This window comes from Cupriavidus sp. CER-90 (assembly GCF_057652055.1).
Genome location: NZ_JBYGYM010000002.1, coordinates 1,645,238 through 1,669,373, shown reverse-complemented (window position 1 = coordinate 1,669,373; position 24,136 = coordinate 1,645,238). Strand labels below are relative to the sequence as shown.

Sequence of the window (24,136 nt, the reverse complement as noted above, 5' to 3'; positions counted from 1 at the left end):
CCTCTCTCGTGGTGTGGCTGCCGGTCAGGCGGCTACCGCTTCGCGGTCGCTGTCGCGGGCTGCCTGTTCCTTTTCGAACATCTCGCCCAGGGCGCGCTTGTACTCGGTCGGGAAGACCTTGACGAACTTGCGGCGAGCCGTGGTCCAGTCGGCCAGCAGCGCCTTGGCGCGCTCCGAACCGGTGTAGCGGAAATGCTGCTCGATCAGGTTGCGCAGGATCACTTCGTCCAGCTGGCGCGTGCCGTTGAACTTGTGCCATTGCGATTCCGGCTGGCCCTTCTGCTGGTCGGCCGAGGCAAGCACCGCCTCCAGCGCCACCATCGACGTGTTGCAACGCTTGTCGAACAGGCCGTCCTCGTCATAGACGTAGGCCACGCCGCCCGACATGCCGGCCGCGAAGTTGCGGCCCGTGCCGCCCAGCACGACCACGGTACCGCCGGTCATGTATTCGCAGCCATGGTCGCCGGTGCCTTCCACCACGGCGGTTGCACCCGAGTTACGCACCGCGAAACGCTCGCCGCCCACGCCGTTGAAGAACGCCTCGCCAGCCAGCGCGCCGTACAGCACGGTGTTGCCCACGATGATGTTGCGGGTCGGGTCGCCACGGAATTCGTGCGGTGCGCGCACGATCACGCGGCCGCCCGACAGGCCCTTGCCCACGTAGTCGTTGGCGTCGCCCACCAGGTCCATCGTGATGCCGTGCGCCAGGAACGCGGCAAACGACTGGCCGGCCGTGCCCTGGAACTGGATGTGGATCGTGTCGTCGGGCAGGCCCTCGTGGCCGTACTGCTTGGCCACCACGCCGGACAGCATCGCGCCCACCGTGCGGTTCACGTTCTTGACCGGCTGGATGAACGACACGCGCTCACCCTTGTCGATGGCCGGGCGGGCCTTGGCGATCAGCGTGTGGTCCAGCGCCTTGCCGGCTTCCACCGACAGGCCGTGATCCTGCACGTCGGTGTGGTAGCGCGGCACGTCGGCCGGGATCGGTGCCTGGAAGAAGATACGGCTGAAGTCCAGGCCGCGTGCCTTCCAGTGTCCGATGCCGTGACGGATGTCGAGCAGGTCGGCGCGGCCGATCAGTTCGTCGAACGTGCGGATGCCCAGCTGGGCCATGATTTCACGCGCTTCTTCCGCAACGAAGAAGAAGAAGTTCACCACGTGCTCGGGCTTGCCCTGGAATTTCTTGCGCAGCGCCGGATCCTGCGTGGCCACGCCCACCGGGCAGGTGTTCAGGTGGCACTTGCGCATCATGATGCAGCCCTCGGCCACCAGCGGCGCGGTGGCGAAGCCGAACTCGTCCGCACCCAGCAGCGCGCCGATCACCACGTCGCGGCCGGTCTTCATCTGGCCGTCGGCCTGCACGCGGATGCGGTTGCGCAGGCCGTTCAGCATCAGCGTCTGCTGCGTTTCGGCCAGGCCCAGTTCCCACGGCGAACCGGCGTACTTGATCGACGACCACGGCGAGGCGCCAGTGCCGCCGTCATGGCCGGCGATCACCACGTGATCGGCCTTGGCCTTGGCCACGCCAGCGGCCACGGTACCCACGCCCACTTCGGACACCAGCTTGACCGAGATGTCGGCCACCGGATTCACGTTCTTCAGGTCGTGGATCAGCTGTGCCAGATCCTCGATCGAGTAGATGTCGTGGTGCGGCGGCGGCGAAATCAGGCCCACGCCCGGCACCGAGTAACGCAGCTTGCCGATGTAGTCGGACACCTTGTGGCCCGGCAGCTGGCCGCCTTCGCCCGGCTTGGCGCCCTGCGCCATCTTGATCTGGATCTGGTCGGCCGATGCCAGGTATTCGGCGGTCACGCCGAAACGGCCCGACGCCACCTGCTTGATCTTCGAGCGCAGCGAATCGCCGGCCTGGAGTGCCAGGTCTTTCTCGATCACGTGGTCGCCCAGGATGCTCTTGAGCGAGTCGCCCTGCTTGATGGGGATGCCGCGCAGTTCGTTGCGATAACGCTTCTCGTCCTCGCCGCCTTCGCCGGTGTTCGACTTGCCGCCGATGCGGTTCATCGCCACGGCCAGCGTGGCGTGGGCTTCGGTCGAGATCGAGCCGAGCGACATGGCGCCCGTGGCAAAACGCTTGACGATTTCCTTGGCCGGCTCCACTTCTTCCAGCGGAATCGCGCGGGCCGGGTCGACCTTGAACTCGAACAGGCCGCGCAGCGTCATGTGACGGCGGCTCTGGTCGTTGATGATGTTGGCGTATTCCTTGTACGTCTGGTACTGGCCGCGGCCATCGTCGGCGCGCACCGAGTGCTGCAGCTTGGCGATGGAGTCCGGCGTCCACATGTGTTCTTCACCGCGCACACGGAACGCGTACTCGCCGCCGGCGTCGAGCATGTTGCTCAGCACCGGGTTGCTGCCGAACGCGTCGGTATGCAGGCGCAGCGCCTCTTCGGCCACCTCGAAGATGCCGATGCCCTCGACGTTCGACGGCGTGCCGTGGAAGTACTTCTGCACCAGTTCGCGCGACAGGCCGATGGCCTCGAAGATCTGGGCGCCCGTGTACGACATGTACGTGGAGATGCCCATCTTCGACATCACCTTGAACAGGCCCTTGCCGATCGCCTTGACGAAGTTCTTGACCGCCTTTTCCGGCGACAGGTCGCCCGACAGGCCCGAGGCCATGTCGGCCAGCGTTTCCATGGCCAGGTACGGGTGCACGGCTTCGGCGCCGTAGCCGGCCAGCAGCGCGAAGTGATGCACTTCACGGGCCGAGCCGGTTTCGACGACCAGGCCGGCCGACGTGCGCAGGCCCTTTTCCACCAGGTGATGGTGGATGGCCGACGTGGCCAGTAGCGCCGGAATGGCCACCTGGGTGTCGTCGACGCGGCGGTCCGACACGATCAGGATGTTGTAGCCCGAACGCACGGCGTCCACGGCTTCGGCGCACAGCGATGCCAGGCGGGCCTCGATGCCTTCCTTGCCCCACGCCACCGGGTAGCAGATGTTCAGTTCGTACGAACGGAACTTGCCGCCGGTGTAGTGCTCGATGTTGCGGATCTTGGCGATGTCCTTGAAGTCCAGCACGGGCTGGGACACTTCGAGGCGCATCGGCGGGTTGATGTTGTTCAGTTCCAGCAGGTTCGGCTTCGGACCGATGAACGACACCAGCGACATGACCATGTTCTCGCGGATCGGGTCGATCGGCGGGTTGGTCACCTGCGCGAACAGCTGGCGGAAGTAGTGGTACAGCGTCTTGTTCTTCGACGACAGCACGGCCAGGGGCGAGTCGTTGCCCATCGAGCCCGTGGCTTCCTCGCCGGCCAGCGCCATCGGCGCCATCAGGAACTTGACGTCTTCCTGCGTGTAGCCGAACGCCTGCTGGCGGTCCAGCAGCGGCGACACCGGCTTCTTTTCGGCGGCCACGTCTTCCGGCTTGGCTTCCAGCTCGTCGAGCTTGATCCGCACGGCGTCGATCCAGCTCTTGTACGGCTTGGCGTTGGCCAGGTTGTCCTTGAGTTCCTTGTCGTCGATGATGCGGCCCTGCTCCATGTCGATCAGGAACATCTTGCCCGGCTGCAGGCGCCACTTGTTGACGATGCGCGACTCGGGGAACGGCAGCACGCCGGCTTCCGACGCCAGCACGACGAAGTCGTCGTCGGTCACGTAGAAGCGGGCCGGACGCAGGCCGTTACGGTCCAGCGTGGCACCGATCTGGCGGCCGTCGGTGAAGCAGATGGCGGCGGGGCCGTCCCACGGCTCCATCATCGCGGCGTGGTATTCGTAGAAGGCGCGACGGTTGTCGTCCATCAGCGTGTGCTGTTCCCAGGCTTCCGGGATCATCATCATCATCGCGTGGACGAGCGGGTAGCCCGCCATCGTCAGCAGTTCGAGGCAGTTGTCGAACGATGCCGTATCCGACTGGCCCGGATAGATCAGCGGCCACAGCTTGGGCAGGTCGTCGCCCAGCACCGGCGACGAGATCGCGCCGGTCCGTGCGTTGACCCAGTTCACGTTGCCCTTGACCGTGTTGATTTCGCCGTTGTGGGCAACCATGCGGTACGGGTGGGCCAGTTCCCAGGCGGGGAACGTGTTGGTCGAGAAACGCTGGTGCACCAGGGCCAGGGCCGAGACGGCGCGCGAATCCTGCAGGTCCAGGTAGTACTCGCCCACCTGGTTGGCCAGCAGCAGGCCCTTGTACACGACGGTACGGGCCGACATCGACGGCACGAAGTACTCCTTGCCGTGCTTGAGCTTGAGCGCCTGGATGGCGTGGCTGGCCGTCTTGCGGATCACGTAGAGCTTACGTTCCAGCGCGTCCGTGGTCATGATGTCGCGGCCACGACCGATGAAGATCTGGCGGATCACCGGCTCGGTGGTGCGCACGGTCGGGGACATCGGCATGTTGCAGTCCACCGGCACGTCGCGCCAGCCCAGTACGACCTGGCCTTCCAGGCGCACGGTGCGCTCGAGCTCCTGCTCGCAGGCCAGGCGCGAGGCGTGTTCCTTCGGCAGGAAGATCATGCCGACGCCGTATTCGCCGTTGGGCGGCAGCGTCACGCCCTGCTTGGCCATTTCTTCGCGGTAGAACTGGTCCGGGATCTGGATCAGGATACCGGCGCCGTCGCCCATCAGCGCGTCTGCGCCGACTGCGCCCCGGTGGTCCAGGTTCTCAAGGATCTTCAGACCCTGCGAAATGATCTCGTGGGATTTCTTGCCCTTGATATGCGCCACCATGCCGACGCCGCAGGCATCATGCTCGTTGGTGGGGTCGTACAGGCCCTGGGCCTGGGGGCGGGCGGCGAGATCGGAAGATTGTTGCGAGTGGTCCACGGGCTGAATTCCGGTGAAGGCTGCGCAGCCAGCAAGGGCATAGACCGAACGGGATGGGCTGTCGCGGGGGCCTCTTGATCGGGCGTGGCAGACAGCTGGGACCGCAGCGGCGTACACGAGCGTGACGCGCCGCACAATGACTGTGGGTGGAGCAACTATAAGAGAATCGTCCGAGCCTCGCAAAATTATTAAATGGGGTCAGAACACATTAAATATTGCACCATCGCGATCGCCATTTTAAATGGGGACACATTAATTTCCCGGCATATTTGCACCGATACGGTGCACGCCATCAGGTCTCCAGTGCGGAGACGCTGTCTGCACCTTCGGCATCCGAAATAACCGACTTTCTTGGTCGACCTTTAGGCAGCGGCTGGACGCGTCGCGTGGCGTGACGCTCAAGTTGCATCAGGAAGGCATCGCCGCCCAGCGGCCAGCCGCTATGGGCGTGCTTCTGCAGCGTGGCGAGCGTGCGGCCCGACAAACCCTCCGCAGTCAATGCGCGGTAGTTGGACTGCCGCTCGAACGGCGTATTGCCCAGATCCCAGTAAATGGAGTGATCACTCACAATCGGTTGGGATTCGAAGCCAGCGTGGTGCCGATAGCTGCTCCAGCGATCCGCCTCGGGCGTCGTCACGTCGCCGGCGCGCACGGCATTGCCTTCCGTATAGAGCATGGCCGGCAGCAGCCACGTCTCGGGCTCGATGACCGCCGAGCGGAAGCGGCCTTCCCAGAGGGTGCCCGTGCGATCGGCCACGCGGTTGAAATGGCGGGCGTAGCGGCGCCCTACCGCCTGCATGGTCAGGCTCAGCGAATCGGGGCCCTTGGGCGTGGCTACCAGGTGGATGTGGTTGGGCCGCAGTGCATAGGCGTGGATGGCCAGCTCATGCTCGCGAGCCGCCATGCGCAGGCAATCGAGGTAGTGCAGGTAGTCGTCCGTACCCAGAAAGACGGGCTGGCGGTTGTTGCCGCGCTGCAACACCATGGCCGGCAACCCGGCGGGAGAGAAACGGGGAAGGCGGGCCATCGGGCATCCCGGATAAAAGATGCCCGCATGATAACCTGATCTGTCCCCGTTTTTGGCGGACTACCTTCAGCTCAGCCGATCGAGTTGCTCTCGCTGACCGCGAAGATGCGCCGGTGCTCGCGGATGGCATAGCGATCCGTCATGCCGGCGATGTAGTGGGCGATCAGGCGCGGCTGGTCGGCGCCGTGGCCAGCCTGGTACTGGGGCGGCAGCAGACGCGAATCCTGCATGAAGGCGCCGAACAGGTCGGTGATGATGCGCTGCGCCTTGGCCGACATGCGCATGACCAGGTAATGCCGGTACAGGTGGCGGAACAGGAAACGCTTGAGCGCCGCGGCTTCCTCGTGGATCTTCGGGCTGAACGAGACCAGCGGCCCGGCAGCGCGCACGTCGGCAATCGACTTCGGATTGGCGGCGGCGATATTGCGGCCGGTGGTCTCGATCAGATCGACGATCAGCGTATTGATCATGCGCCGGACCGTCTCGTTGATCGCCCGGCGCCCGTTGATGCCGGGGAACGCCGCTGCCACCTCCGCGCGATGGCGGCCCCACATCGGCACTTCGTCCAGCTGCTCCAGCGTCAGCAGGCCGGAGCGCAGGCCGTCGTCGATATCGTGGTTGTTGTAGGCAATCTCGTCGGCCAGATTGGCCAGCTGAGCTTCGAGCGACGGCTGCGCGCCCTCCAGGAAACGCCGCCCCAGCTCGCCCAGCGCCGCCGCATTGACGCGCGAGCAATGCTTGAGAATGCCTTCGCGCGTCTCGAACGTCAGGTTAAGCCCGTTGAAGCCGCCATAGCGTTCCTCCAGCTCGTCGACCACCAGCAGGCTCTGCAGGTTGTGCTCGAATCCGCCATGGTTCTTCATGCAGCCGTTCAGCGCGTCCTGTCCGGCGTGGCCAAACGGCGTGTGGCCCAGGTCGTGGGCCAGCGAGATCGCCTCGACCAGATCCTCGTTGAGCCGCAGGTTGCGCGCGATGGAGCGGGCGATCTGCGCCACCTCCAGGCTGTGCGTCAGCCGCGTGCGGAACAGGTCGCCCTCGTGGTTGACGAAGACCTGCGTCTTGTATTCGAGCCGCCGGAAGGCCGTGCTGTGGATCACGCGGTCGCGGTCGCGCTGGAATTCACTGCGCGAGGACGAGGCCGGTTCGGCATGCACCCGGCCGCGCGTCTTGGCGGAGCGCGCGGCATAAGGGGCGAGATGGGCTTCGAGGTCAGTCGCTGGAGCGGTGGTCATGCGGGCAATCCGTTATTCCGTTGCTGGTTCAGGGTTGCAAGGCATAACCTGGCGCTTACGCGACCGGTGCCTCTGCGGGAGGTTTCAGGACGGCGTGGCGCAGCGTGTCACGCAGATCCGGGGCCGGTACGGTGGTAATGAACGCCTCGCCAAGCTTGCGCAGCAGAATGAACTTGATGCTGCCGGCCTCGGCCTTCTTGTCCACCTTCATCAGTTCGATATAGCGGTCGATGCCCAGGTCCGGCGCCACCACGGGCAGCATCGCCGCCTGCGTCAGCGTACGGATGCGCGCGCGGGTCTCGACGTCGATGAATCCCAGCCGATGCGACAGATCGGCCGCCATCACCATGCCGCAGCCCACCGCCTCGCCGTGGAGCCACTCGCCATAGCCCATGCCGGCTTCGATGGCATGGCCGAACGTGTGGCCGAAATTCAGAATCACCCGCAGGCCGCCTTCGCGCTCGTCCTGGGCCACCACGCCGGCCTTGATCTCGCACGAGCGCCGCACCGCCTCGGCCATCATGCCAGTGTCGCAGGCATTGAGCGCGGCGATGTTGTCCTCGATCCAGGCAAAGTAATCCGCATCGGCAATCGCGCCGTGCTTGATCACCTCGGCCAGGCCGGCGGCCAGCTCGCGCGGCGGCAGCGTCTTCAGCGTGTCGATATCGGCAATCACCGCATTGGGCTGGTGGAACGCCCCGATCATGTTCTTGCCGAGCGGATGGTTGATGCCGGTCTTGCCGCCGACCGACGAATCCACCTGTGACAGCAGCGTGGTCGGCATCTGGACGAACGGCACCCCGCGCATGTAGCAGGCGGCGGCAAAGCCGGTCATGTCGCCCACCACGCCGCCGCCCAGCGCGATCAGCGTGGTCTTGCGGTCGGCGCCCGCCTGCAGCAGTGCATCGAAAATCAGGTTCAGCGTTTCCCACTGCTTGAAGCGTTCGCCGTCCGGCAGCACTACCGTCCGGACGGTCTTGCCCAGGCCGGCCAGCACCGCTTCGACGCGGGCCGCATACAGCGGGCCGACGGTCTCGTTGGTGACGATGACGGCATGCTGGCCGCGCACGTGCGGCTGCAGCAGGTCGGCGCGGTCCAGCAGGCCGCCGCCGATATGAATGGGGTAGCTACGCGCCCCGAGATCGACTTCCAGCGTGATCATGAATGGGTGTCCTGCGCCGGCTGCCCGGCCACCGGATCGGTGTCGGGCACCGCTTCCACGGACGGAAACGTGAAGCCGGCCATTTCGAGTTGCATGAGAACCATATTAGCAAGCTGCGCCACGGTCGGCTTGCCGGTTTCGATAATGAAATCCGCCACTTCGCGGTAGAGCGGGTCGCGCTGGGCGTAGAGCGCCTCCAGCCGGCCTTTGGGGTCTTCGGTCTGGAGCAGCGGACGGTTGCGGTCATGGCGCGTACGCAGCCACAGGTCATGTGGACTCGCGCGCAGGTAGACCACGGTGCCGTTGGCCTTCAGGGCCGCCCGGTTGGCTTCGCGCAGCACGGCGCCGCCGCCCGTGGCCAGCACGATGCCGGTGCGGCTGGTCAGCTCGGCAATCATCTGCGCTTCGCGGTCCCGAAACCCGGTCTCGCCCTCGTGCTCGAAAATCACCGGAATCTTCACGCCGCAACGCGCTTCGAGCTCGTGGTCGGAGTCGAAGAACGGGTAGTCGAGGCGTCGGGCCACCGAGCGGCCGACGGTGGTCTTGCCGGCGCCCATCAGGCCAACAAAGAAAAGATTCGGGCGATTGGCTGTCACTGGACTGTCTTGCGCGAAAAGGCTCGGGGCATCTGGCACGCCGCCCGGCCCACCTCGCTGGCGTGATGCATACGCCATTGTGCATCATTGCGGTCCGGTTCCGGCTGGCCGTCGGTTCCGCCAACGATGCCGCGAAAAGGAAAAAGGCCGCGTCGCATACCGACGCGGCCTGCCAGTCTACTGCATCCGGGCGCCCTGCTGCACCCGAACGGTGTTATTTCAACGATACGCTGTCGTTCAGGATACGCGGCGTCAGGAACACCAGCAGTTCCGTCCGGTTATTGACCTTGGCGTTGTTCTTGAACAGGTTGCCCAGCACCGGGATATCGCCCAGCCAGGGCACCTTGTTGACGGTATTCGACTCATCCTGGCTGTAGATGCCGCCGATCACCACGGTGCCGCCGTTCTCCACCAGCACCTGCGTCTGCACGTGCTTGGTGTCGATGGCGAAGCCGCTGACGGTCTGGATACCCACGCTGTCCTTGTTGACGTCGACGTCCAGCAGCACGTTGCCTTCCGGCGTGATCTGCGGCGTGACCTCCAGTTTCAGGTTCGCCTTGCGGAACTGGACCGACGTGGCGCCGCTCGACGTGGCGGACTGGTACGGCAGTTCGGTACCCTGCTCGATCAGCGCCTTGATGTTGTTGGCGGTCACGACTCGCGGGCTGGAGATGATCTTGCCCTTGCCATCGGCTTCCAGCGCGGACAGCTCCACATCCAGGAACCGGCCTGCTGCGGCATTGAAGATGCTGAATGCCGCGGTGGCCGGATTCGTGCCGTTGATGGCCGCTGCCGGCAGGCTCAGCGCCGGCGACAGGTCGTTCGGCTGCCCCGGCAGCGAATTGCCGTAGTTGGTGCTCAGCGAACTGCCCGCCTTCGGCAACGCAAAGCCCAGCTTCACGCCGAGGTTACGGCTGAAGGTGTCGCTCGCCTCGACGATACGTGCCTCGATGATCACCTGGCGCACCGGAATATCGATCTTCTGGAGGAATCCCTGCACTTCCTCGAGCTTCGAACCGATGTCGGACACGAACAGCTGGTTGGTACGCGGGTCCGCCGTCAGGGAGCCGCGCTTGGACAGCATGCGCGTGACGCCCGCAGCACCCGCCCCGCCGCCAGCCGCCGGGACCGCCGATCCACCACCGGCACCACCGGTGACCGCCAGGCCCAGCAGCATGCGGCGCACGTCGTCGGCACGCTGGTAGTTCAGCTGGAACACCTGGCTGCGGATCGGCTCAAGCTCGTTGATCTGCTGCTGCGCTTCGAGCTCGAGCTTTTCCTTCGTGGCCAGTTCGGCCTTGGGCGCCACCCACAGCACGTTGCCGTTGCGGCGCGAAGCCAGCCCCTTGGAATCGAGCACGATCTGCAGCGCCTGATCCCACGGCACATCCTTCAGGCGCAGCGTCAGGTTGCCCTGCACGGTGTCGCTGGTGATGATGTTCAGGTTCGTGAAGTCGGCAAAGACCTGCAGCAGCGAACGGATGTCGATGTTCTGGAAGTTCAGCGACAGGCGCTCGCCCCGGTAGCCCTGGCCGGAGATCAGCTTGTTCGGGTCTTCCTTGACCTGGCGCACCTCGACCACGAACTGGTTGTCCGTCTGGTACGAGCTGTATTCCCAGTTGCCGCGCGGCTCGATCGTCAGCCGTGCGGCGCCGTTGGCGTCGCTGGCGCGCATGGCCTGCACCGGCGTGCCGAAGTCGGTCACGTCGAAGCGGCGGCGCAGGTCGTTCGGCAGCCCGGTGCCAATGAAGTCGACCACCAGGTTCTGGCCCTGCTGCTGGATATTGACGCCCGAATCGCGCGACGACAGGTCCACCACCACGCGGCCCGAACCGTCGCTGCCACGCCGGAAGTCGATATTGCGGATCAGCGTGCGGTTGGCCGCCACGGGCTGCATCGCGGGCGCCGCCGGCGCGAACGTCGGCGCGGCCGCGGCCGCCGACTGCGTCACGTTGTCCATCAGCACCACGAACTGCTTGCCGCGCATTTCCGTGCGATACGTGGCATTGCGGGCCAGGTTCAGCACCACGCGGGTGCGGTCCCCGATCTGCATCACGTTGGCGCTCTTAAGCAGCTTGCCGGCGTATTCATACTGCGCGCGGCCCTGCGCGAATCCCGTATCGAAGAAATCGATCGCGATCTTTGCCGGATTCTGCGTGGAGAAGTCCACCGGCTTCTGCGCAAGCGGACCCTGCAGGTCGACCGTGAAAACGGTCTGCTCGCCAACCACGTTGGCTTCCACCTGCCTGAGCTGGTTGTGTTGTGCCAGTGCGGCCGGAGAGGCCAGCACCAACGCCATCGCTGAAGCGCCCGCAAGCGCCCGGACCCAACGTGCCGTGATCATGCGGATGCCTCCAGCTTCAGGCTGGTCATTTTCTCTTTCCAATCTGAGACCCCTTCCCGAACCAATTCGCGCAACACGATCTCTTGATCGCTGATGCGGACCACCCGGCCATAGCTCTGGCCGAGATACTGACCCACCTTGACGTGATGGATCTTGTTATCTACGCGTACGACACCGTAGGTCTCGCCGTTTTTCTTCAGCATGCCGAGCATCTTGAAGTTCTCCAGCGGATAGTCTTCAAGCGGCTCGTGTCGCCGTCCGGCCTCCGGCGACTCAGACATCGTCTTGTTCAGTTCGCCGATCTTCGTCTGCGCAAACGGTTCCGGCGATGCGCGCCCGCCGTACTCGCGTGGCGTGTACGACTTGACCTCGGGCAATGGTTCCGGCGGCGGGGCCTTGGCGGCGCGTGTCTGCGCCATCCATTGGTGCAGGCCATCGTCGTCGCTCTGGCCGCAGCCGGCCAGGGCCGCCACGGCCAGCGCGGCGGCGGCCAGCGCCTGCAGCATGGCAGGCTGGGGTCGGGTCAGGCGGCTCACTTGGCGCCTCCCTTCTTGTTCTTCGCGGCGGCGTCGGCGGCAGCCTTGCGCTGCGCGGCCTGCTCGTCCGGATCCAGTGCGCGATAGGCCATCGCCACCCCTTCCATCGACAGCGTGCCGTCCTTGGCGACCGACATGTTCAGGTTACGCATGGAGACGATCCGCGACAGCGCCGCCACGTCGGCGTTGAACAGCGCGACGTCGTGGTAGCGGCCGGTGACCTTCAGGTTGACCGGAATTTCGGCAAAGTACGGCTTGATGGCCGCCGGCTGCGGCTTGAACAGTTCGAACTGGAGACCCCGCGCCACACCGGCGTGGTTGACGTCGGCCAGCAGCGCGTCCATTTCCGTGCTGTTCGGCAATTGCCGCTCGGCCAGCGCCACGCGTTTTTCGACTTCGGCCTTCTGCGTGCGCAGTGCGTCCAGATTGGCCACCTGCGCCACCTTCGACTTGAACTGCTGCTTCAGCTGTTCGTGCTCGGCGTGCTTGCGGTCGAGTTCGTCGCTCTTGTCGCTCCAGTAGAACTGCCAGCCCAGCACCAGCACGATCACGGCCGCCAGGATCGAGAACAGCACGCGGGGGGCGGCCGGCCAGGTTTCGGGCTCGTTCAGGTTCAGGCCACGGAACTGCGTGGTCAGGTCCTGCAGGGAGATATTGGAATTCAGCGCCATGATCAGACCTGGCCTCCCGCCGGCTTGGCCGCGGCAGCCGATGCGCCGGCCCGCTTCTTGTCAGCCGGTGGCTCCGGCGCGCGATAGGCGAAACGCATCGAGAAATCGAACAGCCGGCGCTGTTCGCGCAGGTTGTTGGTCATCATGATGGCCTTCGACTCCACCAGCTCGGCGTGGTCCAGCCATTGCACCTGGCTGAAGTTGCGCAGCAGTTCCGACACGCGTTCGTTGGACTGCGCCACGCCGGTGATGACGAATGTGTCCCCCGACTGCTTGAGCGTGGTCAAGTACACGCCCTCGGGCACCTGGCGCACCAGTTCCTCAAGCAACTGCACGGGCATGTTGCGCTCGGCCTGCAGGCTTTCGATGGCGCGCTGGCGATCCAGCAGCGCCTCGATGTCCTTCTTGAGCGTCGTGACCTCCCTGATCTGCCCGTCCATGCGGGCGTTCTCGGTCGTCAGCGTCTGATTGAGATGGGTCATCTCATCGATCTTGGAATCGATGTAGAAGCCGCCGATCAGCACCACGAGCGCGCCCGCGCCCGCCGCACCGCCCAGCATGCTGTAGACCTTCTTGCGCCGGGCTGCCTTGCGCGCTTCGTGATACGGCAGCAGGTTGACCGACGGAACGGTATTCGTCGTCGTGGACATGCGAGTCCCCCCGGTGACTTATTGGAGGCCGCGCAGCGCCAGTCCCGCACTGACGATGTAGGCAGGCAGGTCGCGCTGGAGATAGCGCTCGTTGACCTTGCCGGCGGTCGTCATGTTTGCGAAGGGATTGGCCAGCGTGGTCGTGATCTGTGTCTGTTGCTGGATCGCCGCCTGGACACCCAGCAGCGAGGCGTGCCCGCCGGAGAGCAGGATCTCGTCGACGCGGCCGAGGCTGGAGCTGGCGATGAAGTTGCCGATGGCGCCCTGCACCTCCATGGCCAGCGCCTCCAGCGACGGCTTGAGCAGTTGCCCTCGCCACGCTTCGGGCAGCGTGTTCTTGCGCTTCTTGATTTCGGCCTTGAGCGCATCGAGCGTGAACATGCGTGCGGCGCTTTGCGTCAGCTGGTCGCCGTAGCTGTTCAGCGGCTGCTCGTAGAGTTCCTTCCAGCCCTGGTAGAAGATGGCCTTGGAACGGCTGCCGCCCAGATGGACCACGGCCACCACGGGCAGGTCCTTGGCATCGGTTTCGTTCAGGCCGGCGGGAACGCCGAGCATCTGCACGACCGATCGCTGCACGGCGTACTCTTCCACGTCCATCACCTGCGGCTTCAGGCCTGCCAGTTCGGCAGCCGTCACGCGCTCCTGGACACGATCACTGTTGGCAGCCGTGACGCGTACGCCAATGCCGCCTTCCGTTTCGCTGGGACCAATCACCGCGAAGTCGAAATTCACCGCCTGCGACGGCGGATAGAGGCGGTGCGCCTCGGATTCGACCTGCGAATAGAGTTCGTCTTCGGACAGGTTGTCCGGCAGACTGACCGTCTGGGATTCCGTCAGCATGGACGGCACGCCCAGGACCACGTCCCGGGTGCGGATGCCGGCCTTGCCGAGCGCGCGCTTGAGCGCAATCCCGACGGCTTCGATGTTGACCACGTTGCCATCGGCAACGGCGTTGCGGTCCAGCAGTTCGCTGGCGCATTTCTCCAGCCGATAGTCGTTTTTGCCCATCCCAACGGACAGCTCAACGACCTTGACGCTGGACGAACCAATATCCACGCCGACCGTAGTCTGGCGCAGAAGACCCGACAAGATGCCCCGTCGCAAGGTTGACCCCCTGACATTTGAACTCGCCCACGGCATGTCCGCTCTAATGGTGCGAGCCAGTTTCTTGGATGAAACGTTTGCTCTTTTATGTTCGTCGATTCTTACAAAATCCGGAGGCGCTGGCAATGTGCCGGTTTGACCACGCTTTCTTTTTCGGAAGGTCCCCGGAAATCCGTTGCCAAAATCCGACGGTCTGCAACCCCGCCGTCGGGTGGCATCGGCCTGACAGGATCCCGGCACGCCAGCTCGCCCTCGCCACCGCCACGCGCACCCCGCCCTGAGGCATTGCCCGCCAGCCCGCGCCACGCCTGCGTCCTGCAGCCCGTGACAGACTGATCTCAACGGCATTACATCTTGTAACAGCACGGTAGCGACTTTCGCGCCACTGGCCCGCGGGAGCGGCCTGGTACCGACGATATAATCCGGGCACTCTTGTTAGGTAAACCCTTATGGCCACAGCACAACAGAAGCCGTCCCTTCCCGTCCGCCGTCCGTTGTGGGCGCGCATCGCGTTCTGGGTATTCGGGCTGCTTGCTGCCGGCGTCGTCGCCGTGGCGCTGCTGGTGGGCTATGCGCTGGTCGTGGCCGCCCCCAACCTGCCGTCGCTGGACACCATCACCGACTACCGGCCGAAGATCCCGTTGCGCATCTATACGGCCGACAACGTGCTGATTGGCGAGTTTGGCGAAGAGCGCCGTAACTTCGTGCCGATCACCGAAATCCCCGACGTCATGAAGAAGGCCGTGCTGGCCATCGAGGACGACCGCTTCTACGAGCACGGCGGCGTGGACTTCGTCGGCGTGATGCGTGCCGGGCTGGCCAACCTGCGCGGCGGCCTGTCGCAGGGTGCATCGACCATCACGATGCAGGTGGCGCGCAACTTCTTCCTGTCGAGCGAGAAAACCTACACGCGCAAGATCTACGAGATGCTGCTGGCGTACAAGATCGAGGCGAACCTGACCAAGGACCAGATCCTCGAGCTGTACATGAACCAGATCTACCTGGGTCAGCGCGCCTACGGCTTTGCCAGCGCCGCGCGCGTGTACTTCGGCAAGTCGATCAAGGACGTCACCCCGGCAGAGGCGGCGATGCTGGCCGGGCTGCCGAAGGCGCCGTCGGCCTACAACCCGGTGGTGAATCCGCGCCGCGCCAAGGTACGCCAGGAGTACATCCTGCAGCGCATGCGCGACCTGCGCTACATCACGCCCGAGCAGTATGAGCAGGCCGTGCGCGAGGAACTGAAGGTGCGCAGCGAAGGCAACGAATTCTCGACGCACGCCGAGTACGTGGCCGAAATCGTGCGCCAGCTGATGTACGCGCAGTACCGCGAAGAGACCTACACGCGCGGCCTGACCGTCTACACCACACTGAACAAGGCCGACCAGGACGCCGCCTACGAGTCCGTGCGCAACGGCATCATGACCTACGAGCGCAAGCACGGCTACCGCGGCCCCGAGGCCTTCATCGACCTGCCGTCCGATCCGGCCGACCGCGAGCAGGCCATCGACGACGCGCTGGTGGAGCATCCGGGCAGCGACGATCTGCGGTCCGCCGTGGTGACCAGCGTGTCGCCCAAGCAGGTGAAGGCCACGCTGCTGTCCGGCGAAGTGGCCACCATCGAAGGCACGGCGCTGCGTTTCATCGCGCCGTCGCTGTCGGCCAGTGCCCAGCCGAAGGTGAAGATCCGTCCGGGTGCGATCATTCGCGTGACGCAGGACCCGAAGGACAACACGTGGTCGGTCACGCAGCTGCCCGAAGTGGCTGCCGCGTTTATCTCGCTGAGCCCCGAGGACGGTTCGATCCGTTCGATGGTGGGCGGCTTCGACTACAACCGCAACAAGTTCAACCATGTGACGCAGGCCTGGCGCCAGCCCGGTTCCAGCTTCAAGCCGTTCATCTACACGGCGGCGCTGGAAAAGGGGTTCTCGCCGGCCACGGTGATCAATGATGCACCGCTGACGATCGGCCCGGACACCGGCGGGCAGGTCTGGGAACCGAAGAACTACGACGGCAAGTTCGAAGGTCCGATGACCATGCGCCGCGCCCTGGCCAAGTCGAAGAACCTGGTGTCGGTGCGCATCCTGCGCGCCATCGGCACGCAGTACGCCCAGGACTACATCACGCGCTTCGGCTTCGAGGCCGACAAGCACCCGGCCTATCTGCCGATGGCGCTCGGTGCCGGCAGCGTGACACCGCTGCAGATGGCCGGCGCCTATTCGGTATTCGCCAACGGCGGCTATCGCGTGAATCCGTACCTGATCCAGCGTGTGGAAGACTCGCGCGGCAAGGTCATTTCCGAGACCCATCCGCAGAAGGCCGGCGAAGACGCCGTGCGTGTGCTGGACGCCCGCACCGCGTTCATCGCCGACAGCATGCTGCGTGAAGTGGTGCGCAGCGGCACGGCCAACCCGGCCAAGCAGCGCCTGGGCCGCAATGACCTGGCGGGCAAGACCGGTACCACCAACGACGCCGTCGATGCCTGGTTTGCAGGCTACACGCCCAAGCTGGTGGCCATCGCGTGGATGGGTTACGACCAGCCCAAGAGCCTGGGCGTGCGCGAAACGGGCGGTGGCCTGGCGCTGCCGATCTGGGTCGGCTACATGGGCAAGGCGCTCAAGGGCGTGCCCGAGAGCCCGGACCGCCAGCCGCCGGAGGGCGTGGTCATGGCGGCCGGCGACTGGACGCTGGAAGAGAACGCAGCCGGCGCCGGCGTGGCGTCGGTGGGCCTGGGCGATCCGTGGCCGGGCAAGCCGGAAGAAAGCTCGCGTCCGCCGCAGGATACCGAGCAGGAAAAGAAGAAGATCCTGGAAATGTTCGGCGGCGCCTGACGGCCTCCCAACAAAAAAAACCGGCCCTGGCGGCCGGTTTTTCGTTGTGCCGCGCGGGCTTACTTCAGCGTCAGCGTGGTGCCGGCCTGCAGGCTCATGTAGCCGGACAGCGCCGCGTACAGCTCGGCGCCGCTGCGCGTGTCCACCCAGCGGGCGCCATCGTGGCGAAAATGGAAGCCGCCGGCCTTGGCCGCCACCCACAGCTCCTGCATCGGCGCCTGGCTGTTGACGATGATCTTGGAGCCGTCCTCGAACTCCAGTTCCATCACGTTGCCGGTACGGTTGATTTCCACGTCGGCGTCGGCGGCATCGGCAGCCGCTTCGATATCGGCTTCCAGCTTGTCCAGGGCCGCGCCGGCCAGTGCCAGGAACTCGGTCTCGTTGAGGGGGGGCATGCTACACTCCAAGGCCGCCGGCAGCCCGTTTCCACGGGCATTCGGACCGGCAAATCAGATTGATGGAAAACGGGAAAGCCGTGCGCTTTCCACAGCCATCCGAAAGCCATCCAGACAATGAAGGACTCCCCGATGCTGCGTCGTGGTGCGATTGTATCGGCCTTTGCCGCCCTGCTCGCGATGCCCCTTGCCGGGTGCGGCATTCGCGGCCCGCTCTATATGCCCCGCGTGCCGCCCGAGCCCACGCCGCCCACGGTGGCCGATCCGGGCCTGGGCCAGCCAGGCGCAACCCCGCCCGCGGCGCGTCCGATGGGCGAGCCCGCCACATCGACGCCCGCCGTCGCCGAGCCCGCCAAGGGCAGTTCCGCCCCCTCCGCACGCTGAGTGCATGCCAGACCATGAATGATTTTTTCCATCGCCGCGAAGACGGCACCCTGACCGTCGAACAGGTACCGCTGGCGCGCATTGCCGCCGAATTCGGCACGCCTGCCTACGTCTATTCGCGCGCGGCGCTGACCAAGGCGTACAACGCGTATGCCGCCGCCTGCAAGGGACGCAACGCGCACGTCCAGTACGCGGTCAAGGCCAACTCCAACCTGGCCGTGCTGCAGGTGTTCGCAAAGCTGGGCGCCGGCTTCGACATCGTGTCGGGCGGCGAGCTGCTGCGCGTGATTGCCGCCGGCGGCGACCCGCGCAAGGTGGTGTTTTCGGGCGTGGCCAAGAGCGAAGCCGACATGGCGCTGGCGCTCGAGCACGACGTGCGCGGCTTCAACGTGGAATCGATTCCGGAACTGGATCGCCTGAACGCGGTGGCCGGCCGCCTGGGCAAGCGCGCCCGCGTGTCGCTGCGCATCAATCCCGACGTCGACGCGAAGACCCACCCCTATATTTCCACCGGCCTCAAGGGCAACAAGTTCGGCGTGGCGTTCGAGGACGTGCTGTCCACCTACCGCGCCGCCGCCGCGCTGCCGCACCTGGAAGTGACCGGCATCGATTGCCATATCGGATCGCAGATCACCGAAGTGGCGCCGTACCTGGAGGCGCTGGACAAGGTGCTCGACGTGGTGGAATCGCTCGAGGCCGAGGGCATCAAGCTCGAACATATCGACGTAGGGGGCGGCCTGGGCATCACCTATGACGACGAGACCCCGCCGGACATCACCGGCTTTGCCACGACGCTGATCGACCGCGTGGCCGCACGCGGCCATGGCCATCGCGAAGTACTGTTCGAGCCGGGCCGCTCGCTGGTGGGCAATGCCGGCGCGCTGCTGACGCGCGTGGAATTCCTGAAGCCCGGCGCGGCCAAGAACTTCTGCATCGTCGATGCGGCAATGAACGACCTGGCCCGACCGGCCATGTACGAGGCCTACCACCGCATCGAGCCGGTGGCGCCGCGTGCCGACACCGCCGTCACGTATGACGTGGTGGGTCCGGTATGCGAATCGGGCGACTGGCTCGGCCGCGACCGCGCGCTGGCGGTGCAGCCCGGCGACCTGCTGGCCGTGATGTCGGCCGGCGCCTACGGCTTCGTGATGAGTTCGAATTACAACACGCGCGGCCGCGCGGCCGAAGTGATGGTCGATGGCGACACGGTGCACCTGGTGCGCGAGCGCGAACTGCCGGCGGACCTGTTCCGCACCGAGCGCCTGCTGAAGGACTGACCGCGCCAACGCAAGCCGAAAAATAAGGAAAGGGCGACATCGTTGGTGTCGCCCTTTTTTTCTATTGCGTGGCCACGGCGGCGGCGCGCGGCTTGCGCAACCACCACCAGATCCGCATGGCCAGCAGCACGAAGACCACGGCCGCGTAGATCGAAACTTCTCCAAAATCGTGCTTGCCGGCCTTGTGCCACCAGTAGTGCAGGATGGCCAGCACGGCGATGGCGTAGATCGACCGATGCAGCGCCTGCCAACGCTTGCCGCCGAGCCAGCGGACCATGGCATTGGCCGACGTGGCGGCCAGCGGAATCATCAGCATGAACGCCGCGAACCCCATCGTGATAAATGGCCGTTTGCCGATGTCCTTGATCATGTAGGCCACGTCAAACCCGCGGTCCACGGCGAGCCAGAGCAGGAAATGCTGCACCGCGTAGAAGAACGTGAACAGGCCCAGCATCCGGCGCAGGCGCAGCAGCCAGTGCCAGCCCGTGAGCCGGCGCAGCGGCGTGATGGCCAGCGTCACGCAGAGCATGACGAGCGTCCACGTCCCCGTGGACCGGGTCACGAATTCCAGTGGATTGGCGCCGAACTGCGACGTCGCCCCGAGATACATCAGCCGCAGGAACGGCAGCAGCGCCAACAGCCAGACCAGCCCCTTCAGCGTCTTCACGCGCGCAGGCGCGAGCATGGCCAGACCGCCGGGCCCGGGCCGGCTGCCCCGGGGCGTGCGTGCCTGCGCCGCCGCGCGCGGATCGCGCTCGGCCATCAGAAGTTCTTCCTCAAATCCATGCCCTGGTAGAGCGATGCCACCTGCGCGCCATAGCCGTTGAACGGCAGCGTCTTGCGCTTGGGCGCGAATAGCGCGGAGAACCCGCCGCCGCCCTTGTCTTCGCCGATGCGGCGTTCGGTGGCCTGGCTCCAGCGCGGGTGATCGACGTCGGGGTTCACGTTCGAATAGAAGCCGTACTCGTTGGCGGCGGCCAGGTTCCAGCTGGTGGGCGGCTGCTTGTCGACGAAGCGGATCTTCACGATCGACTTGGCGCTCTTGAAGCCGTATTTCCACGGCAGGACCATCCGCACTGGCGCGCCGTTCTGGTTCGGCAGCACCTCGCCATAGAGGCCGAACGTCAGCAGCGCCAGCGGATGCATCGCCTCGTCCATGCGCAGGCCCTCGCTATACGGCCAGTCGAGCACGCCGCTGCTCAGGCCGGGCATCTGCTTCTTGTCCGCCAGCGTGATGAATTGCACGAACTTCGCCCCCGGCTGCGGCTCGACGCGCTTGATCAGCTCGGCCAGCGGATAGCCGATCCACGGAATCACCATCGACCAGCCTTCCACGCAGCGCAGGCGGTAGACGCGTTCTTCCATCGGCGCGATTTTCAGCAGTTCGTCCAGGTCGTACACCTTGGGGTGCTTGACCAGCCCTTCCACGGCCACCTGCCACGGGCGCGGCCGCAGCGTGCCGGCGTTGCGGGCCGGGTCGGATTTGTCGGTGCCGAACTCGTAGAAATTGTTGTAGGTCGTGACGTCCGTGTACGGCGTACGTTTTTCGGTCACGGCATAGGCGTTGTTGAGCGTGGCGGGCAGCTTCGGCAGCTTGCCCGGCGCTTCCTGGGCGAACGCCTGGCGCGAGAACCACGGTGAAGCCAGGCCCGCTGCGGCAGCGGCACCGCCCATCGTCAGCAGGCGCCGGCGCGACCGATACAACGGCTCGGGCGTGATTTCCGACGCGGCGACATCGTCACCGCGCAACCATTTGGGGGAAGGAATCAGCATGTTTCGCAGCGTTGGGTGGGACTTGCAGCATTGGACATCAAAAGCGGCGGGAAGGTGCGGCGCCGCCCCGGGTATCGGCCGGCCAAGCGGACGGTCATATGCCCGGGCTAACCCCGCTGGTATTGCTGGTAGACCACCTGGGCCAGTGCCAGCAGCCGGTCGCGCTCCAGCGGACCCGCCAAGGCGAAGCCGAGATCGCGATCGGCCCAGTAGAACGCCATGGTTGGGTGTCCGGCGGGATTTCGCGCCGGCGTGCGCGGCGGCAGGCGTTCGAGGCGGAATGCGGTGTCGGGCGTGCCCTGCGCCATGCGTCGCAGTTGCAGCGACACGCGCGTGCCAGCGTCGTCCTCGTACATCAGGATAGCCATCGGGCCGCCCTCCGACGCGCCAAGCCGCCCGCCAATCAACCGGAATCCCTGCGGGTGGAGGTCGGGCACCTGCAACGATGCACCGAGCCGTTTCGACAGCCAGGCAACCAGATGGGCCTCGTCGCTGGCGGGCACTTCGACAACGTGCCTGACTTCGGGCGCATAGACCACATAGCTGGCCAGCGCCTCGCGCGCAAAACGCTCCATCGGCGCGGCGGCCACGGCATCGGCCCCGACATGATCGCGGGCGTACCAGCCGCCGGCGGCACCCAGTACCAGCGCACACACGCTGGCAGCCAGCGCCAGCGGCCACGCCAGGCGCGCCGTGGTCGCGCGGCCGCCCTGGCCGTGCAGTGCGCGCGGCAGCGCAGCCAGCGGCACGGCCTCGTTCAGCACGCCATCCAGTCCGGCGTGCAGCGCGGCGGCCTGCTGCCGCCAGGCTTCCACCTTGCTCGCCGCCTCGGCATCGGCCGCCAGGAATGCCTCGACGGCGGCGCGGCGCGGACCGTGCAACTGGCCATCGGCATAGGCGTGAAGATCGGCTTCGCTCACCGGCGTCTGGGGGCTCATCATTTCACCCGTTGCAGCACATTCGGCGCCGCAACGTCCTTCGCGTCGACGTCGAGCAGGCGGCGCATCTGTTCACGGGCACGGCTCAGGCGTGACATCACCGTGCCGGCCGGGATTTCAAGCACCTGGGCCGCTTCCGCATACGAAAACTGCTCCAGGCTGACCAGCAGCAAAACGGCCCGCTGGGCCTCCGACAAGGCGGCCAGCGCCCTGATCAGGTCGCGCCGCAGGCCGGGGTCGTCGCCGGGCGCCGCCACGTCCGGCGGTTCGTCGGTCACGCTGACCAGATCCGCGCGGCGCAGCCCGTTCAGGCGCAACCGGTGCATCAGCGTCAGCAACCAGGGCAACAGGCCGTCGGCACCGTCGCCCCAGAGCGATCCGGGACGCAGGCGGAATCGCCAACGGTAGCGCAGGGCCCGCTCCAGCGTGTCCTGCACCAGATCGTCGGCCAGCGTGGCGTCGCCGGTCAGGCCGCGCGCGTGGCGCCGCAGCCGCGGCGCCAGCGCCACCAGTTGGCGCTCGAATCCATCCATGCGCGGGTTGCCTTGCGTTCAGGCGCCCGAAAAATCAGGGCTTCGCCACGTGCCAGACGTTGTTGAGGTTGTCGCCAGTGCGGTCGCCCGGCTTGGCATCTTTGGCAAAGCGGTACAGCGGCATGCCCTTGTAGGCGTACTGGCGCGTACCGTCGTCACGCGTGATGACCGAGTAGCTGCCCGACGCCGTCTTGCCCGGCTCAGCCAGCAGCGGCGGCCAGTTGGTGGCGCACATGCCGTTGCAGACGCTCTTGCCGCCGTTGGCCGGGTCGCGATCGAACGTGTAGAGCGTCAGGCCCTGCGGATCGGTCAGCACGCCGTTGGTTACCTTGACGGTCGGCGGCATTTCGCCGGCCCCACCCATGCCCATGCTGGAACAGCCGGCCAGCAGGACCGTTGCGGCGCCAGCGGCAATAACGAGCGGGCGAAGTACGGATGCAGCAGTGTGACGAGTATTCATCTTCAGGTCTCCTTCTCCGGGCGGTGCCGACCGTCGGCGCCGTGTCCCTTCAGTAAACACCGGATGTGACGTCCTTATTCCGTTTGGGCTGAAAAAAAGTGGCGCCTTCCCGCTTCACGTGCAGTTCAAGCCGCATTGAAAAACAAAAAGCCTGTCGCGAGGACAGGCTTTTGGAATCCGGAGACGGCAGGCGAATCAGAGTTCGCCGTAGCTATGCAGGCCGGACAGGAACATGTTCACGCCCAGGAACGCAAAGGTCGTGACCAGCAGGCCGACCAGCGCCCACCAGGCTGCCACGGTACCGCGCAGCCCCTTCATCAGCCGCATGTGCAGCCATGCCGCGTAGTTCAGCCAGACGATCAGCGCCCAGGTCTCCTTCGGGTCCCAGCTCCAGTAGCCGCCCCATGCCTCGGCCGCCCACAGCGCGCCAAGGATCGTGGCAATCGTGAAGAAGGCAAACCCCACGGCGATGGCCTTGTACATCACATCATCGAGCAGCTCCAGCGACGGCAGGCGCTCCGCCAGGATGCCCCGCTGCTTGAGCAGGTACGCCACCGACACCATCGCCGCCAGCGCGAACGTGCCATAGCCGATGAAGTTGGCCGGGACGTGGATCTTCATCCACCAGCTTTGCAGTGCCGGCACCAGCGGCTGGATCTCCTGCGCATTGCGGGTGACCGTGTACCACAGCAGGAAGCCCACGGCCGCCGACACCACAAGCATCACGAACGGTCCCAACGCCCGCGTGGCGTAGCGGCGCTCGTAGTACAGGTAGAACAGCGACGTGATCAGCGTGAAGAGGACAAAGACCTCGTAGAGGTTCGAGATAGGAATATGGCCAATATCGGCGCCGATCAGGTACGACTCGTACCAGCGCACCATCAGGCCCGTAAAGCCCAGCACCACGGCCGCCCAGCACAGCTTGCTGCCAAGGCTGGACCCAGTATCCGAGCGGGAGGCAAAGCCGACCCAGTAGAACATCGTCGACAGGAAGACCAGGGCGCTCATCCACAGGATGGCCGACTGGCTCGACAGGAAGTACTTGAGGAAGAACGCCTGCTCGGCGCGCGCCAGGTTGCCCTGGTACATCTGGATGGCAAGCAGCGACAGCACCGCGATGCCGACCATCAGCGGCCGCACCGCCTTCCAGTGCCAGCCAAGCAGCGCGAACGTGGGCACGGCGGCAATCAGCACGGCCTTGTCGTACACGTTCATCCAGTGGCCATAGCGCGTCAGCGCAAAGCCGGCGCCCAACACCAGCAGCACGGCAAACGCCCAGTCAACCCAGGTCAGGCGGCGCAGAAAGGACGGTTCGAGGAAATCGGCCTCGAGCTGCAGCGGGTCGTGCGACACATTGCCGGCTGCGGCATTTTGTCGCGGCGTCAGGCCCGAGGAGGCGTGGTTGAGATTGGAGGACATGGCATTCCTGCTCTGCGGT

At 65.5% G+C, this 24,136-nt stretch carries 20 protein-coding genes; 3 read left to right on the top strand and 17 right to left on the bottom strand.

Features of this window, described 5'->3' with window-relative positions:
• Positions 1-24 precede the first annotated feature (24 nt).
• The 10 genes from AC24R4_RS18270 to pilM all read right to left on the bottom strand — a co-directional run bounded on the left by AC24R4_RS18270 (position 25) and on the right by pilM (position 14,095).
• Positions 25-4,692 (bottom strand): glutamate synthase-related protein, encoded by a 4,668-nt coding sequence (locus tag AC24R4_RS18270; protein WP_400394570.1) that lies wholly within the window; start codon positions 4,690-4,692, stop codon positions 25-27.
• Between the two features lie 388 nt (positions 4,693-5,080).
• Positions 5,081-5,815: a transposase gene (locus AC24R4_RS18265; RefSeq protein WP_487523447.1), complete on the bottom strand. Its 735-nt coding sequence runs from the start codon at positions 5,813-5,815 to the stop codon at positions 5,081-5,083.
• A gap of 71 nt (positions 5,816-5,886) precedes the next feature.
• The gene (locus tag AC24R4_RS18260) at positions 5,887-7,047 is read right to left on the bottom strand and encodes a deoxyguanosinetriphosphate triphosphohydrolase (RefSeq protein ID WP_092602142.1); all 1,161 of its coding nucleotides are present in this window, start codon (positions 7,045-7,047) and stop codon (positions 5,887-5,889) included.
• Positions 7,048-7,102: 55 nt separating this feature from the next.
• Positions 7,103-8,209 carry a 3-dehydroquinate synthase gene (gene aroB / locus AC24R4_RS18255; RefSeq protein ID WP_400392516.1) on the bottom strand — a complete coding sequence of 369 codons (1,107 nt, stop codon included), beginning with the start codon at positions 8,207-8,209 and terminating at the stop codon, positions 7,103-7,105.
• Entirely contained in the window at positions 8,206-8,766 is a 561-nt protein-coding gene (locus tag AC24R4_RS18250; protein WP_400392524.1) for a shikimate kinase, read from the bottom strand. The genes aroB and AC24R4_RS18250 overlap by 4 nt, the downstream gene beginning before the upstream one ends.
• Before the next feature lie 253 nt (positions 8,767-9,019).
• The gene (locus tag AC24R4_RS18245) at positions 9,020-11,149 is read right to left on the bottom strand and encodes a type IV pilus secretin PilQ (protein WP_400392513.1); all 2,130 of its coding nucleotides are present in this window, start codon (positions 11,147-11,149) and stop codon (positions 9,020-9,022) included.
• Positions 11,146-11,655 carry a pilus assembly protein PilP gene (locus tag AC24R4_RS18240; protein ID WP_400392521.1) on the bottom strand — a complete coding sequence of 170 codons (510 nt, stop codon included), beginning with the start codon at positions 11,653-11,655 and terminating at the stop codon, positions 11,146-11,148. Before AC24R4_RS18240 ends, AC24R4_RS18245 begins: the two co-directional genes overlap by 4 nt.
• 26 nt (positions 11,656-11,681) lie before the next feature.
• The gene (locus AC24R4_RS18235; RefSeq protein ID WP_400392510.1) at positions 11,682-12,356 is read right to left on the bottom strand and encodes a type IV pilus inner membrane component PilO; all 675 of its coding nucleotides are present in this window, start codon (positions 12,354-12,356) and stop codon (positions 11,682-11,684) included.
• Between the two features lie 2 nt (positions 12,357-12,358).
• Positions 12,359-13,006 carry a PilN domain-containing protein gene (locus AC24R4_RS18230; RefSeq protein WP_400392507.1) on the bottom strand — a complete coding sequence of 216 codons (648 nt, stop codon included), beginning with the start codon at positions 13,004-13,006 and terminating at the stop codon, positions 12,359-12,361.
• Between the two features lie 18 nt (positions 13,007-13,024).
• Complete coding sequence (gene pilM / locus AC24R4_RS18225; protein WP_153949099.1) at positions 13,025-14,095, bottom strand: type IV pilus assembly protein PilM; 1,071 nt, start codon at positions 14,093-14,095, stop codon at positions 13,025-13,027.
• 464 nt (positions 14,096-14,559) lie between these two features.
• Between pilM and AC24R4_RS18220 the strand changes: the two genes are divergently transcribed.
• Positions 14,560-16,938 (top strand): penicillin-binding protein 1A, encoded by a 2,379-nt coding sequence (locus AC24R4_RS18220; protein WP_400392504.1) that lies wholly within the window; start codon positions 14,560-14,562, stop codon positions 16,936-16,938.
• A gap of 59 nt (positions 16,939-16,997) precedes the next feature.
• Here the strand turns inward: AC24R4_RS18220 and cyaY are convergent, their stop codons facing one another.
• Positions 16,998-17,333 carry an iron donor protein CyaY gene (gene cyaY / locus AC24R4_RS18215; protein WP_101680491.1) on the bottom strand — a complete coding sequence of 112 codons (336 nt, stop codon included), beginning with the start codon at positions 17,331-17,333 and terminating at the stop codon, positions 16,998-17,000.
• 132 nt (positions 17,334-17,465) lie between these two features.
• Between cyaY and lptM the strand changes: the two genes are divergently transcribed.
• Positions 17,466-17,717, top strand: a complete 252-nt coding sequence (lptM, locus tag AC24R4_RS18210; RefSeq protein WP_254776063.1) for an LPS translocon maturation chaperone LptM — start codon at positions 17,466-17,468, stop codon at positions 17,715-17,717.
• Positions 17,718-17,731: 14 nt separating this feature from the next.
• Positions 17,732-18,994, top strand: coding sequence for a diaminopimelate decarboxylase (gene lysA, locus AC24R4_RS18205; protein WP_153949096.1), 1,263 nt, complete (start codon positions 17,732-17,734; stop codon positions 18,992-18,994).
• Positions 18,995-19,055: 61 nt separating this feature from the next.
• Here lysA and msrQ read toward each other — a convergent pair whose 3' ends face one another.
• The 6 genes from msrQ to ccsB form a co-directional block, all read right to left on the bottom strand.
• A complete protein-coding gene (gene msrQ / locus AC24R4_RS18200) occupies positions 19,056-19,757 on the bottom strand; it encodes a protein-methionine-sulfoxide reductase heme-binding subunit MsrQ (protein WP_400392500.1) in 702 nt (233 codons plus the stop codon).
• Positions 19,757-20,767, bottom strand: a complete 1,011-nt coding sequence (gene msrP / locus AC24R4_RS18195; RefSeq protein ID WP_487523446.1) for a protein-methionine-sulfoxide reductase catalytic subunit MsrP — start codon at positions 20,765-20,767, stop codon at positions 19,757-19,759. Before msrP ends, msrQ begins: the two co-directional genes overlap by 1 nt.
• Before the next feature lie 107 nt (positions 20,768-20,874).
• Positions 20,875-21,705 (bottom strand): anti-sigma factor family protein, encoded by an 831-nt coding sequence (locus tag AC24R4_RS18190; RefSeq protein WP_487523966.1) that lies wholly within the window; start codon positions 21,703-21,705, stop codon positions 20,875-20,877.
• A complete protein-coding gene (locus AC24R4_RS18185) occupies positions 21,705-22,238 on the bottom strand; it encodes an RNA polymerase sigma factor (protein WP_400396966.1) in 534 nt (177 codons plus the stop codon). Before AC24R4_RS18185 ends, AC24R4_RS18190 begins: the two co-directional genes overlap by 1 nt.
• Before the next feature lie 34 nt (positions 22,239-22,272).
• Positions 22,273-22,698 carry a COG4315 family predicted lipoprotein gene (locus AC24R4_RS18180; protein ID WP_400396963.1) on the bottom strand — a complete coding sequence of 142 codons (426 nt, stop codon included), beginning with the start codon at positions 22,696-22,698 and terminating at the stop codon, positions 22,273-22,275.
• Between the two features lie 195 nt (positions 22,699-22,893).
• Positions 22,894-24,117 (bottom strand): c-type cytochrome biogenesis protein CcsB, encoded by a 1,224-nt coding sequence (ccsB, locus tag AC24R4_RS18175; protein WP_400397360.1) that lies wholly within the window; start codon positions 24,115-24,117, stop codon positions 22,894-22,896.
• Between the last annotated feature and the right edge of the window lie 19 nt (positions 24,118-24,136).